24 protein-coding genes are annotated in these 23,263 nt (G+C 72.4%); 12 read left to right on the top strand and 12 right to left on the bottom strand.

Annotated elements, in window-relative coordinates; genetic code table 11:
* Positions 1–68 precede the first annotated feature (68 nt).
* Entirely contained in the window at positions 69–1,037 is a 969-nt protein-coding gene (locus tag LZP97_RS21930; protein ID WP_040271412.1) for an NADPH:quinone oxidoreductase family protein, read from the top strand.
* A 31-nt stretch (positions 1,038–1,068) separates the two neighbouring features.
* Entirely contained in the window at positions 1,069–1,851 is a 783-nt protein-coding gene (locus LZP97_RS21925; protein ID WP_017681564.1) for an enoyl-CoA hydratase, read from the top strand.
* A 9-nt stretch (positions 1,852–1,860) separates the two neighbouring features.
* On the opposite strand, the gene LZP97_RS21920 is transcribed toward LZP97_RS21925, so the two are convergent.
* The 4 genes from LZP97_RS21920 to LZP97_RS21905 all read right to left on the bottom strand — a co-directional run bounded on the left by LZP97_RS21920 (position 1,861) and on the right by LZP97_RS21905 (position 4,959).
* A complete protein-coding gene (locus tag LZP97_RS21920; RefSeq protein ID WP_010595983.1) occupies positions 1,861–2,508 on the bottom strand; it encodes a TetR/AcrR family transcriptional regulator in 648 nt (215 codons plus the stop codon).
* Positions 2,509–2,625: 117 nt separating this feature from the next.
* Positions 2,626–3,288 carry a histidine phosphatase family protein gene (locus tag LZP97_RS21915; RefSeq protein WP_026137966.1) on the bottom strand — a complete coding sequence of 221 codons (663 nt, stop codon included), beginning with the start codon at positions 3,286–3,288 and terminating at the stop codon, positions 2,626–2,628.
* Positions 3,285–4,199 (bottom strand): prephenate dehydratase, encoded by a 915-nt coding sequence (gene pheA, locus LZP97_RS21910; RefSeq protein WP_040271409.1) that lies wholly within the window; start codon positions 4,197–4,199, stop codon positions 3,285–3,287. The genes LZP97_RS21915 and pheA overlap by 4 nt, the downstream gene beginning before the upstream one ends.
* 85 nt (positions 4,200–4,284) lie before the next feature.
* On the bottom strand, positions 4,285–4,959 hold the full coding sequence (locus LZP97_RS21905; RefSeq protein ID WP_040271488.1) for a hypothetical protein: 675 nt from the start codon (positions 4,957–4,959) through the stop codon (positions 4,285–4,287).
* 106 nt (positions 4,960–5,065) lie between these two features.
* Here LZP97_RS21905 and LZP97_RS21900 point away from each other — a divergent pair, with 106 nt between their 5' ends.
* Positions 5,066–5,851, top strand: a complete 786-nt coding sequence (locus LZP97_RS21900) for a DUF2470 domain-containing protein (protein ID WP_040271406.1) — start codon at positions 5,066–5,068, stop codon at positions 5,849–5,851.
* 65 nt (positions 5,852–5,916) lie between these two features.
* Positions 5,917–8,952, top strand: a complete 3,036-nt coding sequence (locus tag LZP97_RS21895; protein WP_040271404.1) for a serine/threonine-protein kinase — start codon at positions 5,917–5,919, stop codon at positions 8,950–8,952.
* A gap of 91 nt (positions 8,953–9,043) precedes the next feature.
* Here the strand turns inward: LZP97_RS21895 and LZP97_RS21890 are convergent, their stop codons facing one another.
* Positions 9,044–9,313: a hypothetical protein gene (locus tag LZP97_RS21890; protein ID WP_006944638.1), complete on the bottom strand. Its 270-nt coding sequence runs from the start codon at positions 9,311–9,313 to the stop codon at positions 9,044–9,046.
* Between the two features lie 269 nt (positions 9,314–9,582).
* On the opposite strand from LZP97_RS21890, the gene LZP97_RS21885 reads away from it, so the two are divergent.
* A complete protein-coding gene (locus LZP97_RS21885; protein WP_048773866.1) occupies positions 9,583–10,386 on the top strand; it encodes a CPBP family intramembrane glutamic endopeptidase in 804 nt (267 codons plus the stop codon).
* A 148-nt stretch (positions 10,387–10,534) separates the two neighbouring features.
* Positions 10,535–11,767 (top strand): LCP family protein, encoded by a 1,233-nt coding sequence (locus tag LZP97_RS21880; RefSeq protein ID WP_234420222.1) that lies wholly within the window; start codon positions 10,535–10,537, stop codon positions 11,765–11,767.
* Positions 11,768–11,806: 39 nt separating this feature from the next.
* Here LZP97_RS21880 and LZP97_RS21875 read toward each other — a convergent pair whose 3' ends face one another.
* The 4 genes from LZP97_RS21875 to LZP97_RS21860 are packed head-to-tail and all read right to left on the bottom strand — an operon-like array spanning position 11,807 to position 14,828.
* Positions 11,807–12,721 (bottom strand): DUF5926 family protein, encoded by a 915-nt coding sequence (locus tag LZP97_RS21875; protein ID WP_048773841.1) that lies wholly within the window; start codon positions 12,719–12,721, stop codon positions 11,807–11,809.
* A gap of 9 nt (positions 12,722–12,730) precedes the next feature.
* Positions 12,731–13,504 (bottom strand): glycerophosphodiester phosphodiesterase, encoded by a 774-nt coding sequence (locus tag LZP97_RS21870; protein WP_040271399.1) that lies wholly within the window; start codon positions 13,502–13,504, stop codon positions 12,731–12,733.
* Entirely contained in the window at positions 13,501–14,487 is a 987-nt protein-coding gene (locus LZP97_RS21865; protein ID WP_048773842.1) for a DUF4328 domain-containing protein, read from the bottom strand. Before LZP97_RS21865 ends, LZP97_RS21870 begins: the two co-directional genes overlap by 4 nt.
* On the bottom strand, positions 14,487–14,828 hold the full coding sequence (locus LZP97_RS21860) for a rhodanese-like domain-containing protein (RefSeq protein WP_017682051.1): 342 nt from the start codon (positions 14,826–14,828) through the stop codon (positions 14,487–14,489). Before LZP97_RS21860 ends, LZP97_RS21865 begins: the two co-directional genes overlap by 1 nt.
* Before the next feature lie 513 nt (positions 14,829–15,341).
* Here LZP97_RS21860 and LZP97_RS21855 point away from each other — a divergent pair.
* A complete protein-coding gene (locus tag LZP97_RS21855) occupies positions 15,342–16,268 on the top strand; it encodes an LLM class F420-dependent oxidoreductase (RefSeq protein WP_048773870.1) in 927 nt (308 codons plus the stop codon).
* Positions 16,269–16,281: 13 nt separating this feature from the next.
* Here LZP97_RS21855 and LZP97_RS21850 read toward each other — a convergent pair whose 3' ends face one another.
* From LZP97_RS21850 to LZP97_RS21840, 3 genes are all read right to left on the bottom strand, one after another.
* Positions 16,282–16,878, bottom strand: a complete 597-nt coding sequence (locus LZP97_RS21850) for an Rv1733c family protein (RefSeq protein WP_017682048.1) — start codon at positions 16,876–16,878, stop codon at positions 16,282–16,284.
* A gap of 139 nt (positions 16,879–17,017) precedes the next feature.
* Entirely contained in the window at positions 17,018–17,686 is a 669-nt protein-coding gene (gene msrA / locus LZP97_RS21845) for a peptide-methionine (S)-S-oxide reductase MsrA (protein ID WP_010595968.1), read from the bottom strand.
* A 9-nt stretch (positions 17,687–17,695) separates the two neighbouring features.
* Complete coding sequence (locus LZP97_RS21840) at positions 17,696–18,799, bottom strand: acyltransferase family protein (RefSeq protein ID WP_053085925.1); 1,104 nt, start codon at positions 18,797–18,799, stop codon at positions 17,696–17,698.
* A 275-nt stretch (positions 18,800–19,074) separates the two neighbouring features.
* On the opposite strand from LZP97_RS21840, the gene LZP97_RS21835 reads away from it, so the two are divergent.
* From LZP97_RS21835 to LZP97_RS21815, 5 genes are all read left to right on the top strand, one after another.
* Positions 19,075–19,698, top strand: a complete 624-nt coding sequence (locus LZP97_RS21835) for a superoxide dismutase (RefSeq protein ID WP_003939397.1) — start codon at positions 19,075–19,077, stop codon at positions 19,696–19,698.
* Positions 19,699–19,877: 179 nt separating this feature from the next.
* Positions 19,878–20,405 (top strand): hypothetical protein, encoded by a 528-nt coding sequence (locus LZP97_RS21830; RefSeq protein WP_010595966.1) that lies wholly within the window; start codon positions 19,878–19,880, stop codon positions 20,403–20,405.
* 254 nt (positions 20,406–20,659) lie between these two features.
* On the top strand, positions 20,660–21,364 hold the full coding sequence (locus LZP97_RS21825; protein WP_017682046.1) for a TMEM165/GDT1 family protein: 705 nt from the start codon (positions 20,660–20,662) through the stop codon (positions 21,362–21,364).
* 126 nt (positions 21,365–21,490) lie between these two features.
* On the top strand, positions 21,491–21,910 hold the full coding sequence (locus LZP97_RS21820) for a MarR family winged helix-turn-helix transcriptional regulator (RefSeq protein WP_010595964.1): 420 nt from the start codon (positions 21,491–21,493) through the stop codon (positions 21,908–21,910).
* Positions 21,907–23,127, top strand: a complete 1,221-nt coding sequence (locus LZP97_RS21815) for an MFS transporter (RefSeq protein ID WP_048773845.1) — start codon at positions 21,907–21,909, stop codon at positions 23,125–23,127. The genes LZP97_RS21820 and LZP97_RS21815 overlap by 4 nt, the downstream gene beginning before the upstream one ends.
* The last annotated feature ends 136 nt before the right edge of the window (positions 23,128–23,263 follow it).

Here is a 23,263-nt window from a genome sequence, read left to right as displayed (position 1 = left end):
AGCGGTACGCGATCACCGGGCCGCGGAGCACCGAAACCCGCTCGGCCACAAGGACGGCAGGAGAGCCCATGCAGGCCGTGCAGTTGATCGACAGAACCGGACCCGAGGGCGTGCGGCTCGTGGACGTGCCCGAACCCGACCCGCACGGCAGCGTCCTCGTCGATCTCCACGCCGCCGGAGTCTCGTTCCCGGACCTGTTGCAGACCACCGCCGGCTACCAGGTCGTGCGCCCCCTGCCGTGTGTGCTCGGTGTCGAAGGGGCCGGCGTCGTGCGCTCCGCGCCGGCGGACAGCGGCCTGACACCGGGACAGCGGGTCGCCGTGCTCGCCGCCGCCGGCGCGTGGCAGCAGACCGTCGCGGTGGCCCCGGAATCGGTGTTCCCGCTTCCCGATTCGGTGTCCCTGACCGCGGGCGCCGGGTTCCTCATGAACTATCTCACCGTCCACTTCGCGCTCGACGAACGCGCCCGGTACCGCGCCGGCGACACGGTGCTCGTGCACGGCGCCGCGGGCGGTGTCGGCGTCGCCGCCCTGCACGTCGCGGCCGCCCTCGGCCTCGAGACCGTCGCGGTGGTGAGCACCGCGGAGAAGGCGGCGGTCGCGAAGGCCAACCGCGCCACCCACACCGTCCTCGCGGACGGCTTCAAGGACCGGGTCCTCGAGCTCACCGGCGGCCTCGGGGTCGACATCGTCCTCGACCCCGTCGGCGGGGACCGGTTCACCGACAGCCTGCGTAGCCTGGCACCGAACGGACGCCTGGTGGTCCTCGGCTTCACCGGCGGCGAGATCCCCACCGTCAAGGTCAACCGCCTGCTGCTCAACAACATCTCGGTCCTCGGCGCCGGATGGGGCGAGTACGTGCGCACCTTCCCCGGCTACACCGCCCGCCAATGGGCGCAGCTCGAACCGCTGCTGCGCTCCGGGGCCCTGCTGGTCCCCGAGCCCACCGTCCACCCCATGACGCATGCCGCCGAGGCGCTGCGGTCGCTCGCCGACCGGACCGCGACCGGCAAGGTCGCCCTGAACCTGCGCCCCTGATCGTCCCGAGCACCCGACCCCCGGAGGACCCATGACCATCGACCCGATCGGTCTCGACGTGACCGTCGACGACGGCATCCTGCGTATCACCCTCGACCGGCCCGCCCGGATGAACGCCGTCACCGCCGCCACCCTCGAGGCCGTCGCCGACGCCTTCGAGAAGCACGCCGGCGACGACGCCGTGCGCGTCGCGGTCCTCACCGGTACCGGCCGCGCGTTCTGCACCGGTGCCGACCTCGCCGGCAAGGACCTGTCCGCGCCGCCGTCGGCCGAGACCATCGACGCGGCCAACCGCACCGTCGCCGCGATCCGCGCTTTCCCGCGGCCGGTCGTCGGCGCCGTCAACGGTCCCGCTGCCGGTGTCGGTGTGTCCCTCGCACTGGGCTGCGATCTCACCGTCGCGGCGGAGTCGGCCTACCTGCTGCTCGCCTTCACCCGCATCGGCCTCATGCCCGACGGCGGCGCGACGGCACTCGTCGCCGCGTCGATCGGTCGGGCCCGGGCGCTGAAGATGGCGCTGCTCGCGGAACGGCTGCCCGCGAGCGAGGCCCTCGCGGCCGGCCTGATCGCCGAGGTGTACCCCGACGACGGTTTCGCCGCCGCCGTCGATGCGCTCGCCGCCCGGCTCGCCGCCGGCCCCGTCGAGGCCTTCCGTTCCACGAAGGACGCGATCAACGACGCGACCCTCGGCGAGCTCGACAACGCGTTCGGCCGCGAACGAGCCGGCCAGCTCGAGCTGCTGGCGTCCGCGGACTTCCACGAGGGCGTGAGCGCCTTCCAGGAGAAGCGGACGGCGGTGTTCGGGCGGAGCTGAGCCGGCCCGTCAGGACGTCGAGGCGGGGGTGGCGCCGACCGTCTTGAGGGCGATCGCGACGTACTTGCGCGCCACCTCTTCCGGAGTCAGGGAGCCCTCGCGGTGATACCACCGCGGGATGGACTGGCACATGCCCAGCAACGCGCGGGTGGTCTCGGCCGGGTCCTCGACGTCGAACACCCCGCGCCGGGTCCCGTCCTCGACGATCTCGAGGACGAGCTTCTCGATCTCCTTGCGCACCGCGCGGTAACGCTGCCGGTTCTCGGGACTGAGGTAGCGCACCTCGCCCTCGAGCGCGGCGAGTCGGGGACGGTTCGTCATGCGCAGCACGATCGCCTCGACGGCATTGGCGAGCCGCTGCACCGGGTCGTCGCCGCCGTCGGCGTCCGCGGCGTAGGCGCGCGCCATCACGTCACTCGTCGAGAGCTCGAGCAGCGCGATGAGCAGGCCTTCCTTGTTCTCGTGGTGGTAGTACAGGGCGGGCACGGTGACGCCCACCCGGCGGGCGATCTCCCGCACGGAGGTGCCGTGGAACCCGGTCTCGTAGAACGCATCGAGCGCCGCGGAGAGGATGGGAGTCAGCTCCATCGGCTCGAGACGTCGCCAGTCCGGCCCAGCGACACCGTCCGCGACGGTGCCGTCGGTGGAAGTTCCCATGTGCCGTACCCAACCTATCGATCGCTACGTTCGGACGGCTCGAGGATACCCGTGCGCCGGCAGCACCCGGGACGCCTCCGCGTCCGGGCGCTTCCAGGGCGGACGGTGGGGGCGAACTCAGCCCATCGGATCGTCGGCGCCGGCGCGCCCGGTGTCGTGGAACGGCCCCTGGAAGGTGCCCCAGCGGACGCACTCCCAGCCGCCACCCGGCAGCGGGACCAGCTCGACGCTCTCGGTGTTGGCGAGGTGGTTGCTGGTCGCGAAGCTGCCCGGCACCCGGCCGAGGTGGGCGGCGACGAGGCGGATCGCGGCACCGTGGCTGACCACCACGACGTCCCCCGAACCGCTGTCGAGATAGTCGGCCCGCACCGACTCGACCACCGGCAGGTAGCGGTCCAGGACGTCCATGCCCGATTCACCGCCCGGCACCCGGTCGCGCAGGTCGCCGGTGTGCCAGGACTCGTACACCTTCATGAACAGCGTGTGGGATTCCTCGTCGCTGCGGTCCTCGAGCTCCCCGACCTGCACCTCGTGCAGGCCTTCGCGGACGACGGTGGTCACCCGCGCGGCGAGTTCGACGTGCTCGGCGGTCTGCCGGGCGCGCAGGGCCTGCGAGGCGAACAATGCCGTCGGCGGCTGCTGCGCGAACCCCCGCCCGAGGGTGCGGGCCTGCGCGACGCCGAGCTCGGTCAGTTCGGCGCCCGGCAGTTTGGTGTCGAGGCGACGCGCGACGTTCGCCACCGTCTGTCCGTGCCGCACCAGGATCAATCGGCCGCTCAACGCTCTTCCTCCCCGCGCCGCAGCCGTTGCAGCCACCGCGCATCCTCTTCGTCCGACACCGGGGCCACACCGTGCTGGGACACCGCCGCCCAGGAGCCGAGGAACCGCACCTGCGCGAAGCGGTGCAGCGCCTTGAGCGCCTCGGCGACGAGCGCGTCGTCGATGTGGCCGACACAGTCCAAGTGAAAGAAGTAGGTCCCGTATTCCTGACGGGTGGGACGGGACTCGATCCGGGTGAGGTCGATGCCGCGGGTGGCGAACTCGGTCATGGCCCGCACGAGGGAGCCCGGCTCGTTGGGCAGCTGCAGGATCACCGAGGTGCGGTCGACGCCGGTGCGGGCCGGGGTGGCGGCGGGCCGGGTGGCCAGCACGAAGCGGGTGCGGGCGCCGGAGTGATCGGCGACGCTGTCGGCGAGGACCTGCAGGCCGAGTCGCTGCCCGGCCAGCGCGGTGGACACGCCCGCGTCGGCCTTGCCGGCCGCGACGTCCTCGGCGGCCCCGGCGTTGGACGAGGCGGCCACCACCTCGGCCTGCGGCATGTGGTCGGCGATCCACTGGCGCACCTGTGCGGCGGCCACCGGATAGGCGTGCACGGTGCGGGCCTCGCCGAGCGTGACGCCGGGCCGGGCCACGACGGTGAAGGCCACGTCCAGCTCGGTCTCGGCCACGATCTGCAGGCGCGGGCCCACCGCGAGGGCATCCATCGTGGGGGGCACGGAACCCTCCACCGAGCTCTCGATCGGCACCACGGCAGCGTCGACCGCGCCGTCGCGCACGAGTTGCAGCGCCGCGGGCGGGCTGGCGGCCGACACCCGCTCGACCGGACCGTCGAAGGTTCCGGCATCCTCGAACCGGGCGAGGGCCATCTCCGTGAAGGTTCCGGTGGGACCGAAGTAGGCGATGCGTGGCACGCCTAGAAGGGTACGCACCGAATTCGTCCGGACCCTGTCGTCACGGCAAACGTCGTCCCGGCAAACGTCGTCAGGGCAAACGGAATCATCGCGGCGGCAGGCCGAGGCCGGCGAGGTCCCGCGCGACGGCCGGCGGGTCGTCGACCTCGACGGCGAGCAGGATCTCGCGCACCGCGGCCGCGGCCTCGGGGATCAGCCGGGTCAGCCGGGCGGGGTCGGGTGCGGCGAGCGCGGCGCGCACGTCGTCGCCGCGCAGGGCGGCGACGGTGGCGGCGAGCAGGGCGAGCACCTCGTCGGCGTCGCGGGCGCGCGCGGCGAAGCCGGTGCCGGCGTGGGCGAGGACGGACAGGAAGTCGGCGACCTCCCCCGCCTCGCGCCCGGCGGGCAGGCCGGGGCTGTGCCCGGCACCGACGAGCGCGCGGGCCGTCTCGGGCAGGTCACCGGCGTCGACGTAGACGGTCAGGGGGGCGGGGACGGCGATCGCGAGCGCCACGTCGAGCTCTTCCGCGGGGCAGTCGAGCTGGTAGCGGACCGGGACCGGATGCAGGCCGGACAGGCGTTCGGGTGCGACGTCGAGTTCACCGACGATCCGCAGCGTGGCGGCGCTCCCGGCGAAGGCCTCGGTCAGCGCGGACACCGGCACGACGGGGTCGCCGATCGCGGTGTGGGCGGGGGCGGCGAGTGCGTCGGCGAGGGTCGGGTGCCGGCGGGTGAGCAGGGCGGTGAGCAGGCCGCGGGGCTCCTCGCGGGACGGCGGCATTCCGAGCGTGAGCGGGATGGGCACCTCCTCAGGTTAGTCGCCGGGAGGTTGCGACCCCGGTCACCATGACTTAGGTTTGCCTCACCTACTAATCGAGGAGGATCCGATGCCGGCCACCACCGCCCTTCCCGCACCCTCGACCGCCGAGACCGTCCGCACCGCCATCGTCCGTGCCGGCTCCGCCGTGCTCGCCACCGGCTCTGCCGTACTCGCTACCGACGGAGCCGCGCCCGTGACCACGGTGCTGCACCACCTGCACAGCGACGGCGACCTGCTCGTCGTCGTCCCGGACGACTGTGCCGCCGTCGCGCTGGCCTGGCAGCGGGGCGCGGCGGGTCTGCACGCCGTGCTGGAGCTGACCGACCATTCGCCGCTGCGCCTGCGCAACCCCGTCCGCTCGCTCATCTGGCTCCGCGGCACCGCACACACCGTCGCCGAGCCCCGGCGGCTCGCCGCCGACATCGCCGCGACCCTCCCGCACCCCGCGCTGCTCGACGTCGGGCACCGCGCCGAACTGCTGCGTCTGCGGCTCACATCCGTCGTCGCCGCCGACACCACCGGCGCCGAGGCCGTCGAGGTCGCCGACGTCCTCGCCGCCGCCCCGGACCCGTTCGCCGCCGTCGAGTCCGCCTGGCTCGAGCACCTCGAGCAGGACCACGGCGACCTCGTCCACCGCATCGCCCGGCACATTCCCGCCGCCGAGCGGCGTGGCCGCATCCGGCCCCTCGGCCTGGACCGCTACGGCCTGCGCCTGCGGCTCGAGTCCGGCCGCGGCGACCACGACGTGCGGATTCCGTTCCCCGAACCCGCCGACGACGCCGAGTCCCTCGGCCGCGCCCTGCGCCGCCTCGTCGGCTGCCCCTTCGCCAACGGGCTGCGCGCCAGGCACTGATCTTCCCGCCCGCTTCGGCGGTATCCTCGAGTCAGCAGTGCGTCGCATGTCGAAAGCCGCGAATCATGGCCGATTTCGATCCGGAAGCCACCCGTCCCGCCGGGCAGGGGATCGCGGCCGAACTCGCCGCGGCGGGATTCGACGATGCCCTCGTCGTCGGCCGAGGCGGCTTCGGTGTGGTCTATCGGTGCCGGCAACGCTCCCTCGGACGCACCGTCGCGATCAAGGTGCTCTCCTCCGACCTCGACGCCGAGAACCGCGAACGGTTCCTGCGCGAGGGCTTCGCGATGGGCGGACTGTCCGGCCACCCGAACATCGTCAACATCCTCCAGGTGGGCGTCACCTCCACCGGCAGGCCCTACATCGTGATGCCGTACCACCCCAACGACTCGCTCGCGGTGCGGGTCCGCCGCGACGGTCCGATGCCGTGGTGGGACGTCGTGCGCGTCGGGGTCAAGCTCGCCGGCGCCCTCGAGACCGCCCACCGCGCCGGCACCCTGCACCGCGACGTCAAGCCCGCCAACATCCTCGTCACCGAGTACGGCGAGCCACAGCTCACCGACTTCGGTATCGCCCGCATCGCCGGCGGTTTCGAAACCGCCACCGGCGCCTTCACCGGATCGCTCGCGTTCACCGCCCCCGAGGTGCTCGAGGGCAAACCCCCCACCCCCGCCTCGGACATCTACGGCCTCGGCGCCGCCATGTTCGCCCTCATCACCGGCCGCGCCGCGTTCGAGCGACGCACGGGCGAGGAGATCATCGCCCAGTTCCTGCGCATCACCAGCCAGCCCATCCCGGATCTGCGCCCCCACGGCATCCCCGACGACGTGTGCACCGCCATCGAGCACGCCATGTCGGTGGATCCGGCCCGCCGGCCCGCCACGGCCGCCGACTTCGGCCGCGAGTTGCAGCAGGTCCAGGCCCGGCACGGCCGTCACGTCGACGACATGGCCCTGCCGGGCGAGTCGCGGTTCCACGACCAGCCGACGGGCCGGCACCCTCTCGTCGGACCTGTCACAGCCGGGCCCGGCAGCACCGGCCCCGGCGGTACCGGGCCCGGCACAGCCGCGCCTGCCACGGTCACCGCGGTCTCCCCGGGGTCCGCCCCACCCCGACCGAACGGTCGACCACCGTCGTCCGGCCCCCCACCGCGGTCCGGGCCCCCGTCGTCCGGTCCGCCGCGTCCGGGCGAGTCACCCGCGCGACGAACCGCGCGGCTGCCGGTGCTGCTCGCCGTGCTCGCCGTCGCGCTGCTCGCCGTCGCGGCCACGGCCGTCTTCGTGGCGACCCGGCAGGCCGGCGACGCCGGGACCGCCGCGGCAGGCGAGACCACCGAGGTCGCCCCGACCGCCGGGTGGCGACCGCTGCGGGACGCGCCCACCGCCCGCCAGCAGACCGCCGCCACCGTCGCCGACGGCACCGTGTGGGTGTTCGGCGGCCTGGACGACTCCGGCTCCTCCCCTGCCCACGAGGGCTACGACCCGGCCATCGACACCTGGAAGTCCGGACCGGACCTGCCGATCCCGCTCAACCACGCGATGGCCGTCACGTGGGACGGCGTGCCCGTCGTCCTCGGCGGCTGGATCCCGGACGGACCCGACCTCACCGCCACCGCGTCGAACCGGGTCTTCGCCGTCCGCAACGGCGAATGGGTGGAGATGCCGCCGATGCCCCGCGCCCGTGCCGCCGGGGCCGCCGTCACCATCGGGGACCGGATCTACGTGTTCGGCGGCCAGGCCGACGACACCCTGATCCGTCCCACCGACGTGTTCGACGGCACCGCCTGGAGCACGGTCGCCGACCTGCCCACCCCACGCGAGCACCTCGCGGCCGCGACCGACGGCACCTACGCCTACGCGCTCGGCGGCCGGGACCTGGCCGCCGACAAGAACGTCGCCACCGTCGAACGCTTCGACCCCACCACCGGATCGTGGACCGCCCTGCCCGACATGCCCACCCCGCGCGGCGGGCTCGGTGCCACCTACATCGACGGCCGCATCGTCGCCGCCGGCGGCGAGGAACCCACCCGCGTCCTCGCCGACGTCGAAGCGTTCGACCTGACCACCGGCACCTGGTCCGAGCTACCGGACCTGCGGACGCCGCGGCACGGGCTGGCCCTCGGCGCGGTCGGCGACACCGTCTACGCCATCGACGGCGCCACCGAACCCACCCACGCCGAGTCGACCTCCGTCACCGAGGCGCTGCAGATCCCGCCGCGCCGCGTCCAGCCCGGCCCGGCGTGGCGGCAGCTGCGTGACGCCCCGACCGCCCGCCAGCAGACCGCGGCCGCCGTCGCCGACGGCACCGTGTGGGTTCTCGGCGGTCTCGACAACAACGGGTCCACGGCCCGGGTCGAGGGCTACGACCCGGCGATCGACACGTGGAAGGTGGGACCCGATCTCCCTCTTCCGCTCAACCACGCGATGGCCGTCGAGTATGCGGACGAACTGGTGGTGCTCGGTGGATGGGTGCCGGAGGGCGCCGATCTCACCGCGCGGCCGTCCGATCGGGTGTTCGCGCTGCGCGGCGGCGAGTGGGCCGAACTGCCCGCCATGCCGCAGGCCCGTGCCGCCGGGGCCGCCGTCACCATCGGGGACCGGATCTACGTGTTCGGCGGCCAGGCCGACGACACCCTCCTCACCACCACCGACGTGTACGACGGCAGCAGCTGGAGCACCGTCGCCGACCTGCCCACCCCACGCGAGCACCTCGCGGCCACCACCGACGGCACCTACGCCTACGCGGTGGGCGGCCGGGACCTGGCCGCCGACAAGAACGTCGCCACCGTCGAACGGTACGACCCCGGCACCGACACCTGGACCGCGCTACCCGACATGCCCACCCCGCGCGGCGGGCTCGGCGTCACCCATCTCGACGGCCGCATCGTCGCCGCCGGGGGCGAGGAACCCACCCGCGTCCTCGCCGACGTCGAAGCGTTCGACCTGATCACCGGCACCTGGTCCGAGCTGCCACCGTTGGGCGTCGCCCGGCACGGTCTCGTCGTCGCGACCGTCGGCACCACCGTCTACGCCGTCGACGGTGCGCAGCGGCCCACCCACGCCCAGTCCACCGCGCTCGCGGAGGCACTCGACTTCTGGTGACAGGCCGCTCCGCGGCCCGTGTGCCCTTTGGGCTGCCCCAGCCGCCCGAAAGACACACCGCCTGTACCGCTCCGTGCCCGCATTCCGCGGGTCACGGCTTCGGCGTGGCGGAACGCGCCCGCCACCAGCCCACCGCCCCGGTGACGAGCAACGCCCCCACGAGCGAGCCGATGATCCCGCTCGGTCGTAGCGACAATCCGTCGCCGGCCAGGAGACTGACGAGCAGCCCGCCTACGAACGACCCGGCGAGCCCGGCAGCGAAGGCGAGGGTCCAATCGATCCGTCCCGCCGACCTGCCCAGCAGCAACTGGGCCGCGGCGCCGACGACCATCCCGAACACAAGGATTCCGATGAGCAGCATGGCGACAGCATAGACTCCGAGTTCGCCAGCGAATGATTATCGGGGCGAACGTTTTTCGACACTCCCGCTGCTATGGGTGCCCACCGTGGCCGACCGGAGGGACCCCGCACAGCGCACGTCGGGCCGCGCGCCCCGTCGGGCGCGCTCCTCGAGAGCCGCGAACCCGGTCTCGGAAATCGTGCCTGTGCCGAGCAGTTCCTTCGCACGCCCGATCACGCGATCAGGATCAGGATGTGAGCGGTCCGCGGCGACGCGGCACAATCGCGACCGTGACGATCCGCACCTGGCTGACCCCGCCCCCGCGCCGCCCGGCCGCACCGCTCGATCCGTCGGACCGGCGCGCGCTGTGGATCGAGATCACCATCGTCCTGCTCGTCACCTTCGGTCTGAGCGGGCTGTCGTCGATGCTGTCGCTGCTCGAGTCCGCGCTGGCGCCGGCGCCGCTGTCCGACCAGACCGTCGCGCTGAACGTTCCCCGCTCGTCGCAGCAGTTCATCGACCTGGCCCGGCAGCTGCTCGGCATCGTGCGGCTGCTGGCGTGGGCGGCGCTCGGGGTGTACCTGCTGTGGCGCAGCGGCATCGGCCCGAGAGCGATCGGTTTCGCCCGGGACCAGGTGCGGCGCGGCCTGCTGCCCGGTGTGGGGCTGGCGGCCCTCATCGGGATCCCCGGTCTCGGCCTGTACCTGGCGGCACGCGCGGCAGGCCTCAACCTCACCGTCGCCCCGAGCACCCTCGAGGACTACTGGTGGCGGCTGCCGGCGCTGGTGCTGTGGGCGATCGCCAACTCCGCCGCCGAGGAGGTCCTCGTCGTCGCGTATCTGATCACCCGGCTGCGGCAGCTCGGCTGGTCGGAGAACTCGTCGCTGCTCGCGTCGGCGCTGCTGCGCGGCAGCTACCACCTGTACCAGGGGGTCGGAGGCGGGATCGGCAACGTCGTGATGGGCCTGGTGTTCGGCCGGTACTGGCAGCGCACGTCGCAGCTGTGGCCGCTGGTGGTGGCGCACGCATTGATCGACAGCGTCGCATTTGTCGGTTACCAGGCACTTCGCGGGCACGTGTCCTGGCTGCCCTGACCCGGCCTGCGTACATTGGGAGGTCGTGAACGGCGACCATCCCGACCCTCGACCCCGGCCGCCGCGGCAGCCTCCGCAGATGCCGCCGCCGCGCCGACCGGCACCGATGGGCCGGCCGGCACCGCCGCCGTCGCCGGAGGGACCGCAGATCATCCGCCGCGACGGACGTCCCCCCGCTCCGCAGCAGGCCTGGTCGCAGGCGCCCACCCCGCAGTACCGGTCGCCGGCGCCCCCGCCTCGGCAGCAGCCGCCAAGGCAGCCGCCGAGGCAGCCGCGCGACTGGGCGCCCACCCAGACTCCCGAGCGGTACGACGAGCCGCGCCGCGCGGCCTCTCCCCCGCCGTCACCGCCCCCACCGTCGCCGCCCCCGCCGCGGCGCCGGCCCGCTCCGCCCGCGCCCGAACCGGCCCCCCGCCGCCGGCCCGGCGTCGCCCGTCGCGTCGTGCGCCGCGCCGCGATCGTCGTGCTCGTGCTGATCGCCCTCGTCGGTGCGGGTGCCGTCTACCTCGACGGCAAGCTCACCCGCGTCGACGCGCTCGCCGACTATCCCGACCGCATCGCCGACACCCCGGGGACCAACTGGCTGCTGGTGGGCTCCGACAGTCGCACCGGCCTCAGCGCGGAGCAGGAGCAGGAGCTCGCGACGGGCGGGGAGACCGGTCCGGACCGCACCGACACCGTCATCCTGATCCACGTGCCCAGCGGTGGCGGGCCCACCACGATGGTGTCCCTCCCCCGGGATTCGTACGTCCCGGTCCCCGGTCACGGCCAGGACAAGCTGAACGCGTCGTTCGCGCTGGGCGGCCCGTCGCTGCTGGTGCAGACCGTCGAGGGCGCCACCGGGGTGCACATCGACCACTACGCCGAGATCGGGTTCGGGGGCTTCGCCTCGATCGTCGACGACCTCGGCGGTGTGGACGTGTGCCTGCCGCAGGCCATCGACGATCCGCTGGCGGGAATCTCCCTGCCGGCGGGATGCCAGGAACTCACCGGTCCGCAGGCCCTCGGCTTCGTGCGTACCCGCGCGACGGCACTGGCCGACCTCGACCGGATGAACAACCAGCGGTTGTTCATGTCCGCCCTGCTGAGCAAGGCCACCGGCCTGAGTACGCTGCTGAATCCGGTGCGGATGTGGTCGCTGGCCTCCGGGGTCGCCGGTTCGCTGCGGGTCGACGAGGGCGACCACATGTGGCACCTGGCCCGGCTCGGATGGGCGATGCGGGGCGAGACGGTGACCGCCACCGTCCCGGTCGGCGGCTTCCAGGACGTCTCCGGGATCGGCAACGTGCTCGTGTGGGATCGGTCGCGGGCCGTCCCGTTCTTCGACGCCCTGGCCCGGGACGAGCAGATCCCGCCGGAACTGCTCACGCCGCCGTCGTAAGCAGTTCCGGCTGTCGTGCCGCTCGCCCCGGGGGCAGGTTCAGCGCAGGGTGACCTGACGGCTGCGCAGGCCGTCGCGCGAGCGCCGTTCGGCGGCGGTGAGCGGCCCGTCCACGGCCAGCGCCTCGTCGAGCCGGGCACCGAACTCGGCGGTGGGTGCGACCCACTCGTCCGGGTGCCGCTCCGGATCGAGATCGAACACCGGCACGAGCAGCCCGTGGGTGCGGAACGACCCGGCGAACCGGGAACCGTCCCCCAGGTGCAGCCCGCCCGCGGCGTGTACCCGCGAGAGCGCGGCCATCAGCGCGTCCTCGTCCTCCGGCCGCACCCAGCGCAGGTGCGCCTTCTCCCCGGCGTCGACCCACCACGCGGCGACGAGTCCTTCGCCCTCGAGCCGCGCGGACGGCATGATCGCGTCGTTGGCGTGCCGGACGGTGTTCGCGACGTCGGGCGAGACCTCGACGCCCTCGGGGATCCACCAGTCGAAGTCCCGGTGCACGGTGATCGCCGGGACGACGTCGACGTCGAGCAGGTCGTGCAGGCGCGGCCGGTCCGGCCCGGGTTCGGCGACGGCGAGGGACGAGCCGGCCTCCGCGTCCCGCGCCCACGCGAGCGCGGCGCCGAGTTCGGCGGCCGGGTCGGGGCCGGCGGCGGCGAGCTGCAACCCGATGTACGCGGCGGTCTCGTCCCCTTCCTCGCGGACGAGGGCGGCGACGGCGCCGGGCAGCACCGTGGCCGCCTGGACGACCCGGCCGGGGGTTCTCGTCGGCAACGGGAACACCGCCGACGGCACGAATTCGCGCAGGGCCACCAGGTCGCATTCGAGGGCGAGACCCTCGAACGGCCGGGTGACCGTGGCGGCCTCGGCCTCCCGGGCGAGCCGCCGCTGCTCGAGCTTCGCGGCGCGGTTGCCGCCGGGCTTGGGTCCGCTGTTTCTCTTACTCTTCTTGGCCACGGCGCAAAACTACACGCCGCGGGAAGCGCCGAGCCGAAGCTTGGTGCGCCCCGGATGGTTGGTGGCCACCCAGCCGACGCCCAGGTCGCGACACAGGTCGACGTCGGCGGGATCGTCGACGGTCCAGCAGTAGGTGGCGCGGCCCGCGGCGGCCGCCTTGTCGACGAGTTCGGGATGCTGGCGCAGCGTGAAGATCGACGGGCCGATCGCCGTGGCACCGACGGTGGTGGCGGCACTGCCCCCGAGATAACGCGACGTGTCGCCGAGGAGCACCGTCGGCAGCAGCGGCGCGGACCTGCGCACCCGCCACACCGCGGCCGCGGAGAACGACATCACGACGACGCGGGAGAAGTCCGCGGAGGCGGGGGTGGCAAGCCGGAAGCGCGCCAGTTCGGCGAGGAGTTTCGCCTCCACGAGACCGCCGTAGCGCACGGGATGCTTCGTCTCGACGAACAGCTTGACGGGCCGGCTGGTCCAATCGAGCGTCAGCTCGATCAGCTGCCGCAGCGTCAGCAGCCGCGCCGGCTCGCCGGGGGTGCCGTAGTCGAGTTCCTCGAGCTGGGCGAGGGTCATCTCGCTCACCATGCCGCTCCCGTTGGAGGTGCGGTCGACGGTGCGGTCGTGGACGCACACCAGATGCCCGTCGCGGGTCAGCCGTACGTCGCATTCGAGGCCGTCGGCGCCTTCCTGCAGCGCCAGTTCGTAGGCCGCGAGGGTGTGCTCGGCCTTGGCGGCGGAGGCCCCTCGGTGGGCGACGACGCGCGGTTCCCAGCCCGCGGTCACGGGGCCACCACCTCGTCGGTGCGGGCGCCGACCGGTTCGATCGGAGCGATGGGTTCGGATTTCGGGCCGGTCGCCACGGTGCGGCGGGGCAGGCGACGGGGACGGCCGCGCAGATCGTGGTCGTCGAACAGCCGCACGACGTGCAGGGCCGCGACGGCGACGGCCGCGGCGAGGGCCGCGGTCACGGCGGCGAGCAGCACGCCGTCGGCCTGCGCCTGCAGGGCATCCCGCTGCCGCCACAGCACGTTGACGACGAACAGCACGCCGCCGAGCACCCACAGCACCCACCACGTCCGCACGGCTCGTCGTAGCCGCGGGTCGCCGGGACCGGTGACCTCGGTGAGAAAGACTCCGGGCAGCGCGAGGTTCACTCCGGGCACGAGGCAGCCGAGCAGCAGCGACAGCCGGCTGCGCGGGTCGGCGAGTCCGCGGGCGGCGAACAGTTGTCGCCGCACCCGGATCAGGCGCAGCGTCGCCGCGACACCCGCGGCGAGGGCGACGGCGGGTCCGCACAGCTGGGTGGCCCACACCAGGGCGTCGGAGGCGGCGAGAGCGAGGGGATCCACGAGGCGCGTGCGGTTGTACAGCAGCAGCCCGTACCGGATCGCCTCGGCGACCGCGGCGAGGCCGAAGACGACGGCCGCGCCCGCGAGGAGCGTCGGGGCGAGGTCGGCGAGGGTGTCCTCCCGCGACGGTTCCGTCGGTTCGTCGACCGGACGCGGGTCGGCGAGGCCCCACCGCGGCACCTCGCGGTAGTGCGGGGTAGGTCCCGCGGACCGGCGCCGGGGCCGGCGGCCGTCCGCGGCGGACCGGGTCTGCGGCGGCCGTGCGACCCAGCGGAAGTTGCGGCGCCGCGGCGGCACGGGGGCGGCGGTGTCGTCGGGGGACAGCAGCAGGCCCCGGCAGCCCGGGCACCACTGCCGGGGCTGCCAGGACACGGGCCAGCGGTGCCCGCAGCGGACGCAGATCTGGTAGGCAGCCATCAATAGATCTTCGCCGGGGTGTCGCCGTCGGCGGTGAGGGGCAGTCCGTTCTGCTGCCAGGACACCATTCCGCCGTGGACCTGGATCGCCTCGTAGCCGACGTGGGACAGGTATTCGACGACGGCGAGTGAGCGTCCTCCCTGGCGGCACACGACGTACACCTCGGCGTCGATGTCGATCTCGTCCAGGCGGGCGGGAACGTCGCTCATGGGGATGTGCAGAGCCCCGGGAGCGTGCCCGAGGTCCCATTCGTCGGATTCGCGTACGTCGAGCAGTACGACGTCGGGGCCGATCGGCGGCACGTCCGAGACGGTGACGGTGGGCACGTCGGAGAAGCTCACATCGTCAATACTGGCACGCCGCCGGGGCGTATGCAGCGAGCACCGGCATCCCGCCGCGACCCCGCAGAACTGGAACCCGTCCGATTCCCGGCGCCACCGGCGCCGCGTGAAAATGCCTCCGCGCGGGAGTTATCCACAGTTTCCACAGCTTCATCCACAGAAGGCACAGTTTCCACAGCCGCACATCGCCTCACTCCGGGAACATTTCGGCGGTGAGATGACGACGCACCCACGTCATCCATTGCCCCACAGACATCTTCTGCACCACAGACATCTTCTGCACCACCACGCACAGCTCGTAGGTCTCCGGCGACGGCACCGCGAAGATCGCGCCGCGTCCGCCTCCCCCGCACGCCCGTGCTTGCGCGAGAGAGCCTCGGCGACGGCCCGATAAGGGTGAGGGAGGATCGGTTGCGTCCGAGGAGGGCGTCCTCCCGCACAGGTCCATTCCGGCGAGAACGTCGGTGCGGCGCAGACCCACGTCGTCTTCGTCGAGCTGAAATGATCGACGGCATGGAACTACGGATCTTCACCGAACCTCAGCAGGGTGCCACCTACGAGGACCTGCTCGCCGTCGCGCAGACGGCCGAGCGGCTCGGCTACGGCGCGTTCTTCCGTTCCGACCACTATCTCGCGATGAACTCCGCCGGCCTGCCCGGTCCGACCGACGCGTGGATCACGCTGGCCGGCCTGGCGCGGGAGACCTCCACGATCCGGTTGGGCACGCTGGTGACCTCCGCGACGTTCCGCCACCCCGGCCCCCTCGCGATCTCCGTCGCACAGGTCGACGCGATGAGCGGCGGCCGGGTCGACTTCGGGCTGGGCGCCGGCTGGTACGAGGAGGAGCACCTCGCCTACGGGATCCCGTTCCCGTCGCTGAAGGAGCGCTTCGACAAGCTGGAGGAGTCGCTCGCCGTGATCACCGGCCTGTGGCAGACGCCCGTGGGCGAGACCTTCTCCTACGAGGGGGCGCACCACCGCATCGTCGATTCGCCGGCGCTGCCCAAGCCGCACCAGCGTTCCGGTCCGCCGATCGTGATCGGCGGCGGGGGCAAGCGCCGCACCCCGGCCCTCGCCGCCCGGTACGCGGACGAATTCAACATCCCGTTCCAGTCGGTGGAGGCGACCGCGGCCCAGTTCGCGCGGGTGCAGGAGGCGTGCCGCGCGGCCGACCGCGACCCCACCGAGCTGACGTACTCCAACGCGCTCGTGCTGTGCTGCGGTCGCGACGAGGCGGAGATCGCCCGCCGCGCCGGTCGGATCGGACGCGAGGTGGACGAGCTGCGGGAGAACGGCCTCGCCGGCACCCCCGCCGAGGTGATCGACAAGATCGGCCGCTACGCCGAGGCCGGGTCGCAGCGCATCTACCTGCAGGTGCTGGATCTGGCCGACCTCGACCACCTCGAACTGGTGGCGCGGGAGGTCATGCCGCAGGTGTGACGAGCCGGCGCGGTCAGTGGCTGCTGGTGGAACCGAGGAAGGCCGCGATCTCGCGGCTCCACTCCCGGCGGCGGGTGCGATCCAGCCGCCACCGGCCGTAGCCGAACATCGCGGCGGCGAGCAGGGCCGCGGCGCACCAGAGGGCGACCGCGACCAGGACCGAGGAGATCTTCGCGCTCGTCGCGCTCAGCGGTGCGAGAGCCTGTTCGCCGTTCGGATCGACCCAGATCTGCACGTCGGCGCCGGCGGGTGTGCCGTAGTCCACGGTGACGTCGCCGCGGCGCTTCTCGTCGCCCCACATCCAGGTGGCGGGGGCGGCCGCGGAGGCCGTCATCGCGAGTTCGCCGACGGTGACGTCCGTGGTCTCGGCCGGCGCCTGCGTCGTCGCCGTCACGAGGGTGCGCTCGGCGGTCTGCTGCACGGCCAGAGCGGACTGGGTGTCCCAGGTACGGGCGCCGACCCAGCCGGCGAGGGGGATCGCCGCCAGGAGAAGGACCAGCACCGCGACCACCAGGCGCGCCTCGACGCGATCGGTGCGCCGGATCAGCGGGTGGCGACCCCGCAGCCCGCGCCGCAGGACCCGCAGATATCCGCTCGTGTTCCCCATCATCTCGGCCTCGATCCTCTCCCCCGTGACAACTCCCTCACTCCAGGGTGATACGCACAGCTAAGGACTGCAAGGTGTCCCGGCCAACGTCACAGAAGCGCCGGACGTCGCCGAGGCCGATCCGCTCGGCGGGGGCGCTGCGTCAGGCGCCGAGCCCGACCGGGCAGCTCACCCCGGTGGCGTGGACGGGGCAGTACCCGTTCGGATTCTTCGCCAGGTACTGCTGGTGGTAGTCCTCCGCGTAGTAGAACTGCGTGAGCGGCGCGATCTCGGTCGTCACGGCGCCGTAGCCGGCGGCGGCGAGGCGGGCGCCGTAACTCTCGGCGGTGGCCTCGGCGATCTCGATCTGCCCCTCGTCGAACGTGTAGATCGCCGAGCGGTACTGGGTGCCGTGGTCGTTGCCCTGACGCATGCCCTGGGTGGGATCGTGGTTCTCCCAGAACTGCTTGAGGATGCCCCCGTAGGAGATCACCTTCGGATCGAACACCACCAGCACCACCTCGGTGTGCCCGGTCCGGCCCGAGCAGACTTCCTCGTAGGTGGGGTTCGGGGTGTATCCACCGGCATATCCCGCGGCCGTGGAGTACACGCCCTCGAGCTGCCAGAACTCCTTCTCGGCTCCCCAGAAGCAGCCCATCCCGAGGACGGCGGTCTGCAGTCCCTCGGGGAACGGCGGGGCGATGCGGTGTCCGTTGACGTAGTGGGTGTCGGGGACGGGCAGCGGCTCGGCCCGGCCGGGCAGCGCCTGCTCCTGCGCGACCATCACCGATTTCGAACCCGCACGGGCAAGGATGTCGTCGAACCAGGACATGCCTCGATGCTACGCGCGCGGCTTCTCCACGGGTTCCACCTCGGCCGTGACCTGGGGCGACGGGCGGGGCGGGAGCCACCGGGCGCTGATCCAGCGGGCGGCCGGCACCTCGACGCCGCGGTAGAGCAGTTCGGAGACGGCCGCACACACCACCAGGAACGCGAGCACGGCCCCGGTGCGGCCCAGATGGGCGACCGTGTTCTCGTACACCCGGTACAGCACCAGCGTGTGCACCAGGTAGATCGCATAGCTGCGGGTCGCGGTCCAGTGCAGCACCCGCGAGCGGGCGAACCGGCCGTCGATGCGGGAGATCAGCACCACGCACGCGGTGACCACGACGATGGTCCACAGGTAGCGGCTGCCGGCCCAGTACACCTGGTAGTCGGTGGCCAGGTGGATCACCTGGACCTGGGCGAGCAGCGCGACGATCAGCCAGCGACGGGACGTCAGCCGCGCCCAGCCGAGGTACACGATCTGACCGAGGAACACGGTCGGCATCGTGGCCGCGATCTTGGACAGGAACGGCGCGGTGTACGGCTCGGGCAGGTACAGGTTGTACAGCAGCACCAGCATGCACGCCACCGCCCCGAGGACGGGGACGACGATGGGCCGGGTGTGCAGGAGCGGCCGGGCGGCCACGCAGTACAGATAGAAGGTGATCTGGACGGCGAGGGTCCAGGTGACCCCGAGCACCGCCACCTCGGGCTTCAGGAAGAACCCACCCAGGAAGAAGCTGAGTACGGCCTCGGCGTCGGAGACGCCGGTCTGGCCGCTGAACATGCCGTTGACACCGAGCCGCACCAGCAGGATCGCGGCCAGGATCGCCACCCAGAACGCCGGGATCAGCCGCGCGCTGCGGGCGACGAGGAAGCGGCGCGGTTCGTCGCGGATGGCGGAGCGGGTGATGAGCAGCCCGGTCAGGGTCATGAACATCGCGACGCCGAGGAAGGACAGGTGCTGGTTGAGACCGGCCCCCTCGACGAGCACCCGGTACACGACGTCGATGACCCACCAGCCGGTGCCGAGGTCGTCGATCAGATAGAAGGAGATGTGCGAGTACAGCACCGCCAGGACGGCGACGGTGCGGAGCAGGTTCACACCCGGCAGGTCCACGCGCGGCGCCGGGGCATCGCGCGTCCCGTCGCTCGCGAAGGGCCGAAACACCCGCCGATGTTAAGCGGCCGTTCATGTGCCGGCCGAATTGCGCGGCGTTTCCGCAGGTAGACGCTCCGCCCGTGGCCGGCCGGCGCCGTGACCCCCGATGTCCCGGCGCCGACCGGCTGCGCAGGCGATCTTGCAGAGGGTGTACTTATGGGTTTGGGTGGAAACCCAGGAGTACTTGAAAATCACGCACGGGCCCTACCGGGCCCGAACAGAAGGGACCCTTCGTGGCTGAGTACACACTTCCGGACCTGCCCTACGACTACGCCGCGCTCGAGCCGCACATCTCGGCGAAGATCATGGAGCTGCACCACAGCAAGCATCACGCGACCTACGTTGCCGGCGCCAACACCGCCCTCGAGAAGATGGCGGAGGCACGGGAGAACGGCACGATGGCGGCGCAGGCCACCAAGCTGGAGAAGGACCTGGCCTTCCACCTCGGCGGCCACACCAACCACTCCGTCTTCTGGAAGAACCTGTCGCCGGAGGGTGGCGACAAGCCGGACGGTGAACTCGGTGCCGCGATCGACGACGCGTTCGGTTCCTTCGACGCCTTCCGGGACCACTTCTCGGCGAACGCCAACTCGATCCAGGGCTCCGGCTGGTCCATCCTGGCCTGGGACTCCATCGGCCAGCGCCTGATCATCGTCCAGCTGTACGACCAGCAGGGCAACATCCCGATCGGCCTGACCCCGCTGCTCATGCTCGACATGTGGGAGCACGCCTTCTACCTGCAGTACCAGAACGTCAAGGCCGACTACGTCAAGGCCTTCTGGAACATCGTCAACTGGGCCGACGTGCAGGCCCGCTTCGAACGCGCCCGCACCCAGACCTCCGGTCTGCTGGTCTAGTCGCGTCGCACGTCGTGAAGGGGACGCCGGATTCCGGCGTCCCCTTCGCGCGTTCCCGGGGCTTCGGACGGAGCTGGCACTCGGGGGCTCTTGTGTGCCAGCGGACGAAACGGTCATTCTTCACCTACCCAACGGCGTGTATCGGTCATCGACTGTCGTCACACCGAGGAGGTAGCGGGATGAACGGGAACGAACAGATCGGCCTCGCCGCCTTCCACACCGCCGGATCCCTGCGGGGATTCGTGGTGTCGGGGCGGTGGCCGGAGAGCACCCGCGAGTGGGCGCAGTTGCTCGCGGTGACGGTGCGGGTGGCGTCGCTGCCCGGCCTGCTGACCACGTCGACGGTGTTCGGGGTGCGTGAGGAACTGCCGGACGACCCCGAGCCGGGCACGGTGGGCCTGGTGCTCGCGGAGGGACCGGTGATCGGCGACGAGGCGGTGGAGCCGGGCCGGTTCGCGGCGCATCAGCCGCCCGCCCTGATCGTGCTGCACCCGCCGTCCGAGACCCGGCCGTCGCTGCCGGAGTGCACGGGGGCGGCCTCGGGTTGCGTGCTGCTGCCGGGGCTGCCGCACCTGGGTCTCGAGCACCGGGCCGCGTGGGTGGAGGCGGAGGCCGACGGAACGGTGACGTCGCTGGTCAGCCGGGTCGGGGTGGACCCCAACAGCGATCCCGACACCGCGGTTCTGGCCATGCTGCTCGCCGCCTGACCGGGACCCGCACCGAAAAGTTCGGGTTCCCAAACTTGTTGGCGCCTTTGCGATTTCGCGCCGCTCCGATTATGGTTGCCTAAGCGAAGGGGAGTAGCCCGCAATCGCCCGGTCGACATACTGGCGTTCAGCCCGGCCCGGCGAACCGGAATCCGTACCGGTGGGCGAGACCTTCGGCCGCGACGCATCCGCGTCGTCCGGCCGGAGGAAGGTCCCCGCCTCCTCCACACGACACGAGGAGGAGCAACCCCGGCATGTGGTCCGCCCTGGTTCTGAGTTTCGTCGTGGTGTTCGTGGCCGAGCTCGGCGACAAGTCGCAGCTCATGGCGATGACGTTCGCCCTTCGCTACCGCTGGTGGGTGGTGCTGTCCGGCATTCTCGCGGCCACGACCGCCGTGCACCTCGTCTCCGTCGCCGTGGGCCACTACCTGGGTTTGGCGATCCCCACCTCGGCGATGGCGATCGTCGGTGGCCTGGCCTTCCTGTTCTTCGGCCTGTGGACGCTGCGCGGCGACTCCCTCGACGAGGACGAGCAGGGCAAGGCGGCCCGCGTCACCCGCTCGGCCTTCCTCGCCGTCCTGTCGGCCTTCTTCCTCGCCGAACTCGGCGACAAGACCATGCTCGCCACCATCACCCTGGCCGCGGACAACGACTGGGCCGGCGTGTGGGTCGGCTCGACGGTCGGCATGGTGGCCGCCGACGCCCTGGCCATCGTCCTCGGCGCCGTCCTCGGCCGGCACCTGCCGGAGAACGCGATCCGGCTGGCGGCGTCGGCGCTGTTCTTCGGGTTCGGCGCCTGGATGCTCGGCGAGGGCCTGGCCCCCGGCACGCCCGTCGGCCCCGTCGCGGGCGGTGCGACCCTCGCCGTCGCGCTCGCCGCCGTGACCGGTCGCGCCCTGCTGCGCCGCCGCGCCGAGACCCGCCCGGTCCCCGCCGCCTCGGACTCCGTCGAACGATAGAGAGTGCCCTCCGGACGCCTGCGCGACCCCACGCCCAGGAGTATGCTTGCCGATAGGCAACTAAATGGAGGTGGCATCACGCCCGCACACGATCGCTTCGACGACGAAGACGTCAACCGCCTGCGCGTGGCTCTCGGCCGCATCGCGCGCCGCGTCGACCGCCGCACCACCGGCGCGGGCGGGCTCACCCGCTCCCAGTTCTCGATCCTCGCCACCGTCGCCCGCCGCGAGACCGTCGGCGTGCGCGAACTCGCCGAGATCGAGGGCCTCAACCCCACCATGCTCTCGCGGATGCTCGGCAAGCTCGAGGACGCCGGGCTGCTCACCCGCTCCCCCGACCCCGACGACAAGCGCGTCGTCCGCGCCCACATCACCGAGGCCGGTGCCCGCACCTTCGCCGACCTGCGTCGCATGCGTACCGCGGTGTTCACCGAGCACCTCGCGGAACTGTCCTCCGATCGGCTCCACGCCCTGCACGACGCCCTCCCGGCGCTCGAAGCGCTCGCCGAGCAGATGTGCCGTCGCTCCGCGGAGGAGCGCCGATGACCGTCCTCACCGACCTGCGCGGACAGACCTTCGCCGCCTTCCGCGGCGCCAACTTCCGGCGCTACCTCAGCGGACAGGCGATCTCCCTGATCGGCACGTGGATGCAGACGGTCGCCCAGTCCTGGCTGGTGCTCGAACTCACCGGTTCCGGCACGGCCATCGGCCTCGTCCTGGCCCTGCAGACCGTGCCGATGCTGCTGCTCGGCCCCTACGGCGGCGTGGTCGCCGACCGCGTCGACAAGCGCCGGCTCATGATCGACCTGCAGTCCGCGATGGGCGTGCAGGCCCTCGTCCTGGGCCTGCTCACCGTCACCGGCGCCGTCCAGCTGTGGCACGTCTACGTCCTCGCCGTCGTCCTCGGCCTCAACCAGTGCTTCGAGAATCCCGCCCGGCAGTCGTTCATGCTCGAGCTCGTCGGGCCGGAGGACCTGCGCAACGCCGTGAGCCTGCAATCGGTGCTGGCGTCCGTCGCGCGCCTGATCGGCCCGGCCGTCGCGGGACTGATCATCGCCGTCGGCGGTCTCGGGGTGTGCTTCCTGCTCAACGCACTCAGCTTCGTCGCCGTCGTCGCCTCCCTCGCGAGCCTGGACCTGTCCCTGCTGCGCCCGTCGCCACCCGCCGCCCGTGCCCGCGGGCAGCTCCGCGAGGGGTTCGCGCACGTGCGGCAGACCCCGGCCCTCGCGGTTCCGTTGCTGACGATGGCACTGGTGGGCTGCCTGGCCTACGAGTTCCAGGTGGTGCTGCCCGTGGTCGCCCGACAGACCTTCGGCGCCGGCGCCGAGACCTACGGCTTCCTCACCGCCGCGATGGGCGCGGGTGCCGTCGTCGGCGGTCTCGCCGTGGCGACCTGGGGTCGCACCGGCACCACCGCCGTGGTGGTCACCTCCGCGGTGTTCGGTGTGGTGCTGCTCGCGGCCGCGGCGGCGCCCACGCTCGAACTCATGCTCGCCGCGATGGTGCTGGTCGGCGTCCTGAGCGTCGCGTTCACCGCCACCACCAACAGCTCCCTGCAGCTCGCCGCGGCCCCCGGCATGCGCGGGCGGGTGATGGCGCTGTTCGCCGTGGCCTTCCTCGGCTCCACCGCCGTCGGCGGCCCGATCGCGGGGTGGGTCAGCGAGCAGTGGGGTGGCCGGGCCGGGCTGCTGCTCGGTGCCGCGGCGTGCCTCGTCGCGGCCGGTATCGGCGCGACGCGACTCGGACGCGACGACCCGCGGTAGGTTCCCGCTCTCGGCGACGGCGAGAGCGGAACGGGGATCCGCCGGCGCGGACCGACACCGTGAACGTCCCTCGTGCAGGACGGAGCCGGCCGGCGTGCGGCGACGGGATGCGGCGACGACCGGACTCCTCGCACAC

This window comes from Rhodococcus sp. DMF-1 (assembly GCF_021441945.1).
In the GTDB taxonomy this organism is placed as follows: Bacteria; Actinomycetota; Actinomycetes; order Mycobacteriales; family Mycobacteriaceae; genus Rhodococcus; species Rhodococcus ruber.
This window is presented reverse-complemented; position numbering and strand designations above follow the sequence as displayed.

Bases quoted from the DNA above. Each gene is read 5' to 3' on its own strand.
- LZP97_RS21930 (WP_040271412.1), top strand. From the start codon at position 69: ATGCAGGCCGTGCAGTTGATCGACAGAACCGGACCCGAGGGCGTGCGG.
- LZP97_RS21925 (WP_017681564.1), top strand. From the start codon at position 1,069: ATGACCATCGACCCGATCGGTCTCGACGTGACCGTCGACGACGGCATC.
- LZP97_RS21920 (WP_010595983.1), bottom strand. From the start codon at position 2,508: ATGGGAACTTCCACCGACGGCACCGTCGCGGACGGTGTCGCTGGGCCG.
- LZP97_RS21905 (WP_040271488.1), bottom strand. From the start codon at position 4,959: ATGCCGCCGTCCCGCGAGGAGCCCCGCGGCCTGCTCACCGCCCTGCTC.
- LZP97_RS21900 (WP_040271406.1), top strand. From the start codon at position 5,066: ATGCCGGCCACCACCGCCCTTCCCGCACCCTCGACCGCCGAGACCGTC.
- LZP97_RS21895 (WP_040271404.1), top strand. From the start codon at position 5,917: ATGGCCGATTTCGATCCGGAAGCCACCCGTCCCGCCGGGCAGGGGATC.
- LZP97_RS21890 (WP_006944638.1), bottom strand. From the start codon at position 9,313: ATGCTGCTCATCGGAATCCTTGTGTTCGGGATGGTCGTCGGCGCCGCG.
- LZP97_RS21865 (WP_048773842.1), bottom strand. From the start codon at position 14,487: ATGGCTGCCTACCAGATCTGCGTCCGCTGCGGGCACCGCTGGCCCGTG.
- LZP97_RS21855 (WP_048773870.1), top strand. From the start codon at position 15,342: ATGGAACTACGGATCTTCACCGAACCTCAGCAGGGTGCCACCTACGAG.
- LZP97_RS21850 (WP_017682048.1), bottom strand. From the start codon at position 16,878: ATGATGGGGAACACGAGCGGATATCTGCGGGTCCTGCGGCGCGGGCTG.
- msrA (WP_010595968.1), bottom strand. From the start codon at position 17,686: ATGTCCTGGTTCGACGACATCCTTGCCCGTGCGGGTTCGAAATCGGTG.
- LZP97_RS21830 (WP_010595966.1), top strand. From the start codon at position 19,878: ATGAACGGGAACGAACAGATCGGCCTCGCCGCCTTCCACACCGCCGGA.
- LZP97_RS21825 (WP_017682046.1), top strand. From the start codon at position 20,660: ATGTGGTCCGCCCTGGTTCTGAGTTTCGTCGTGGTGTTCGTGGCCGAG.
- LZP97_RS21815 (WP_048773845.1), top strand. From the start codon at position 21,907: ATGACCGTCCTCACCGACCTGCGCGGACAGACCTTCGCCGCCTTCCGC.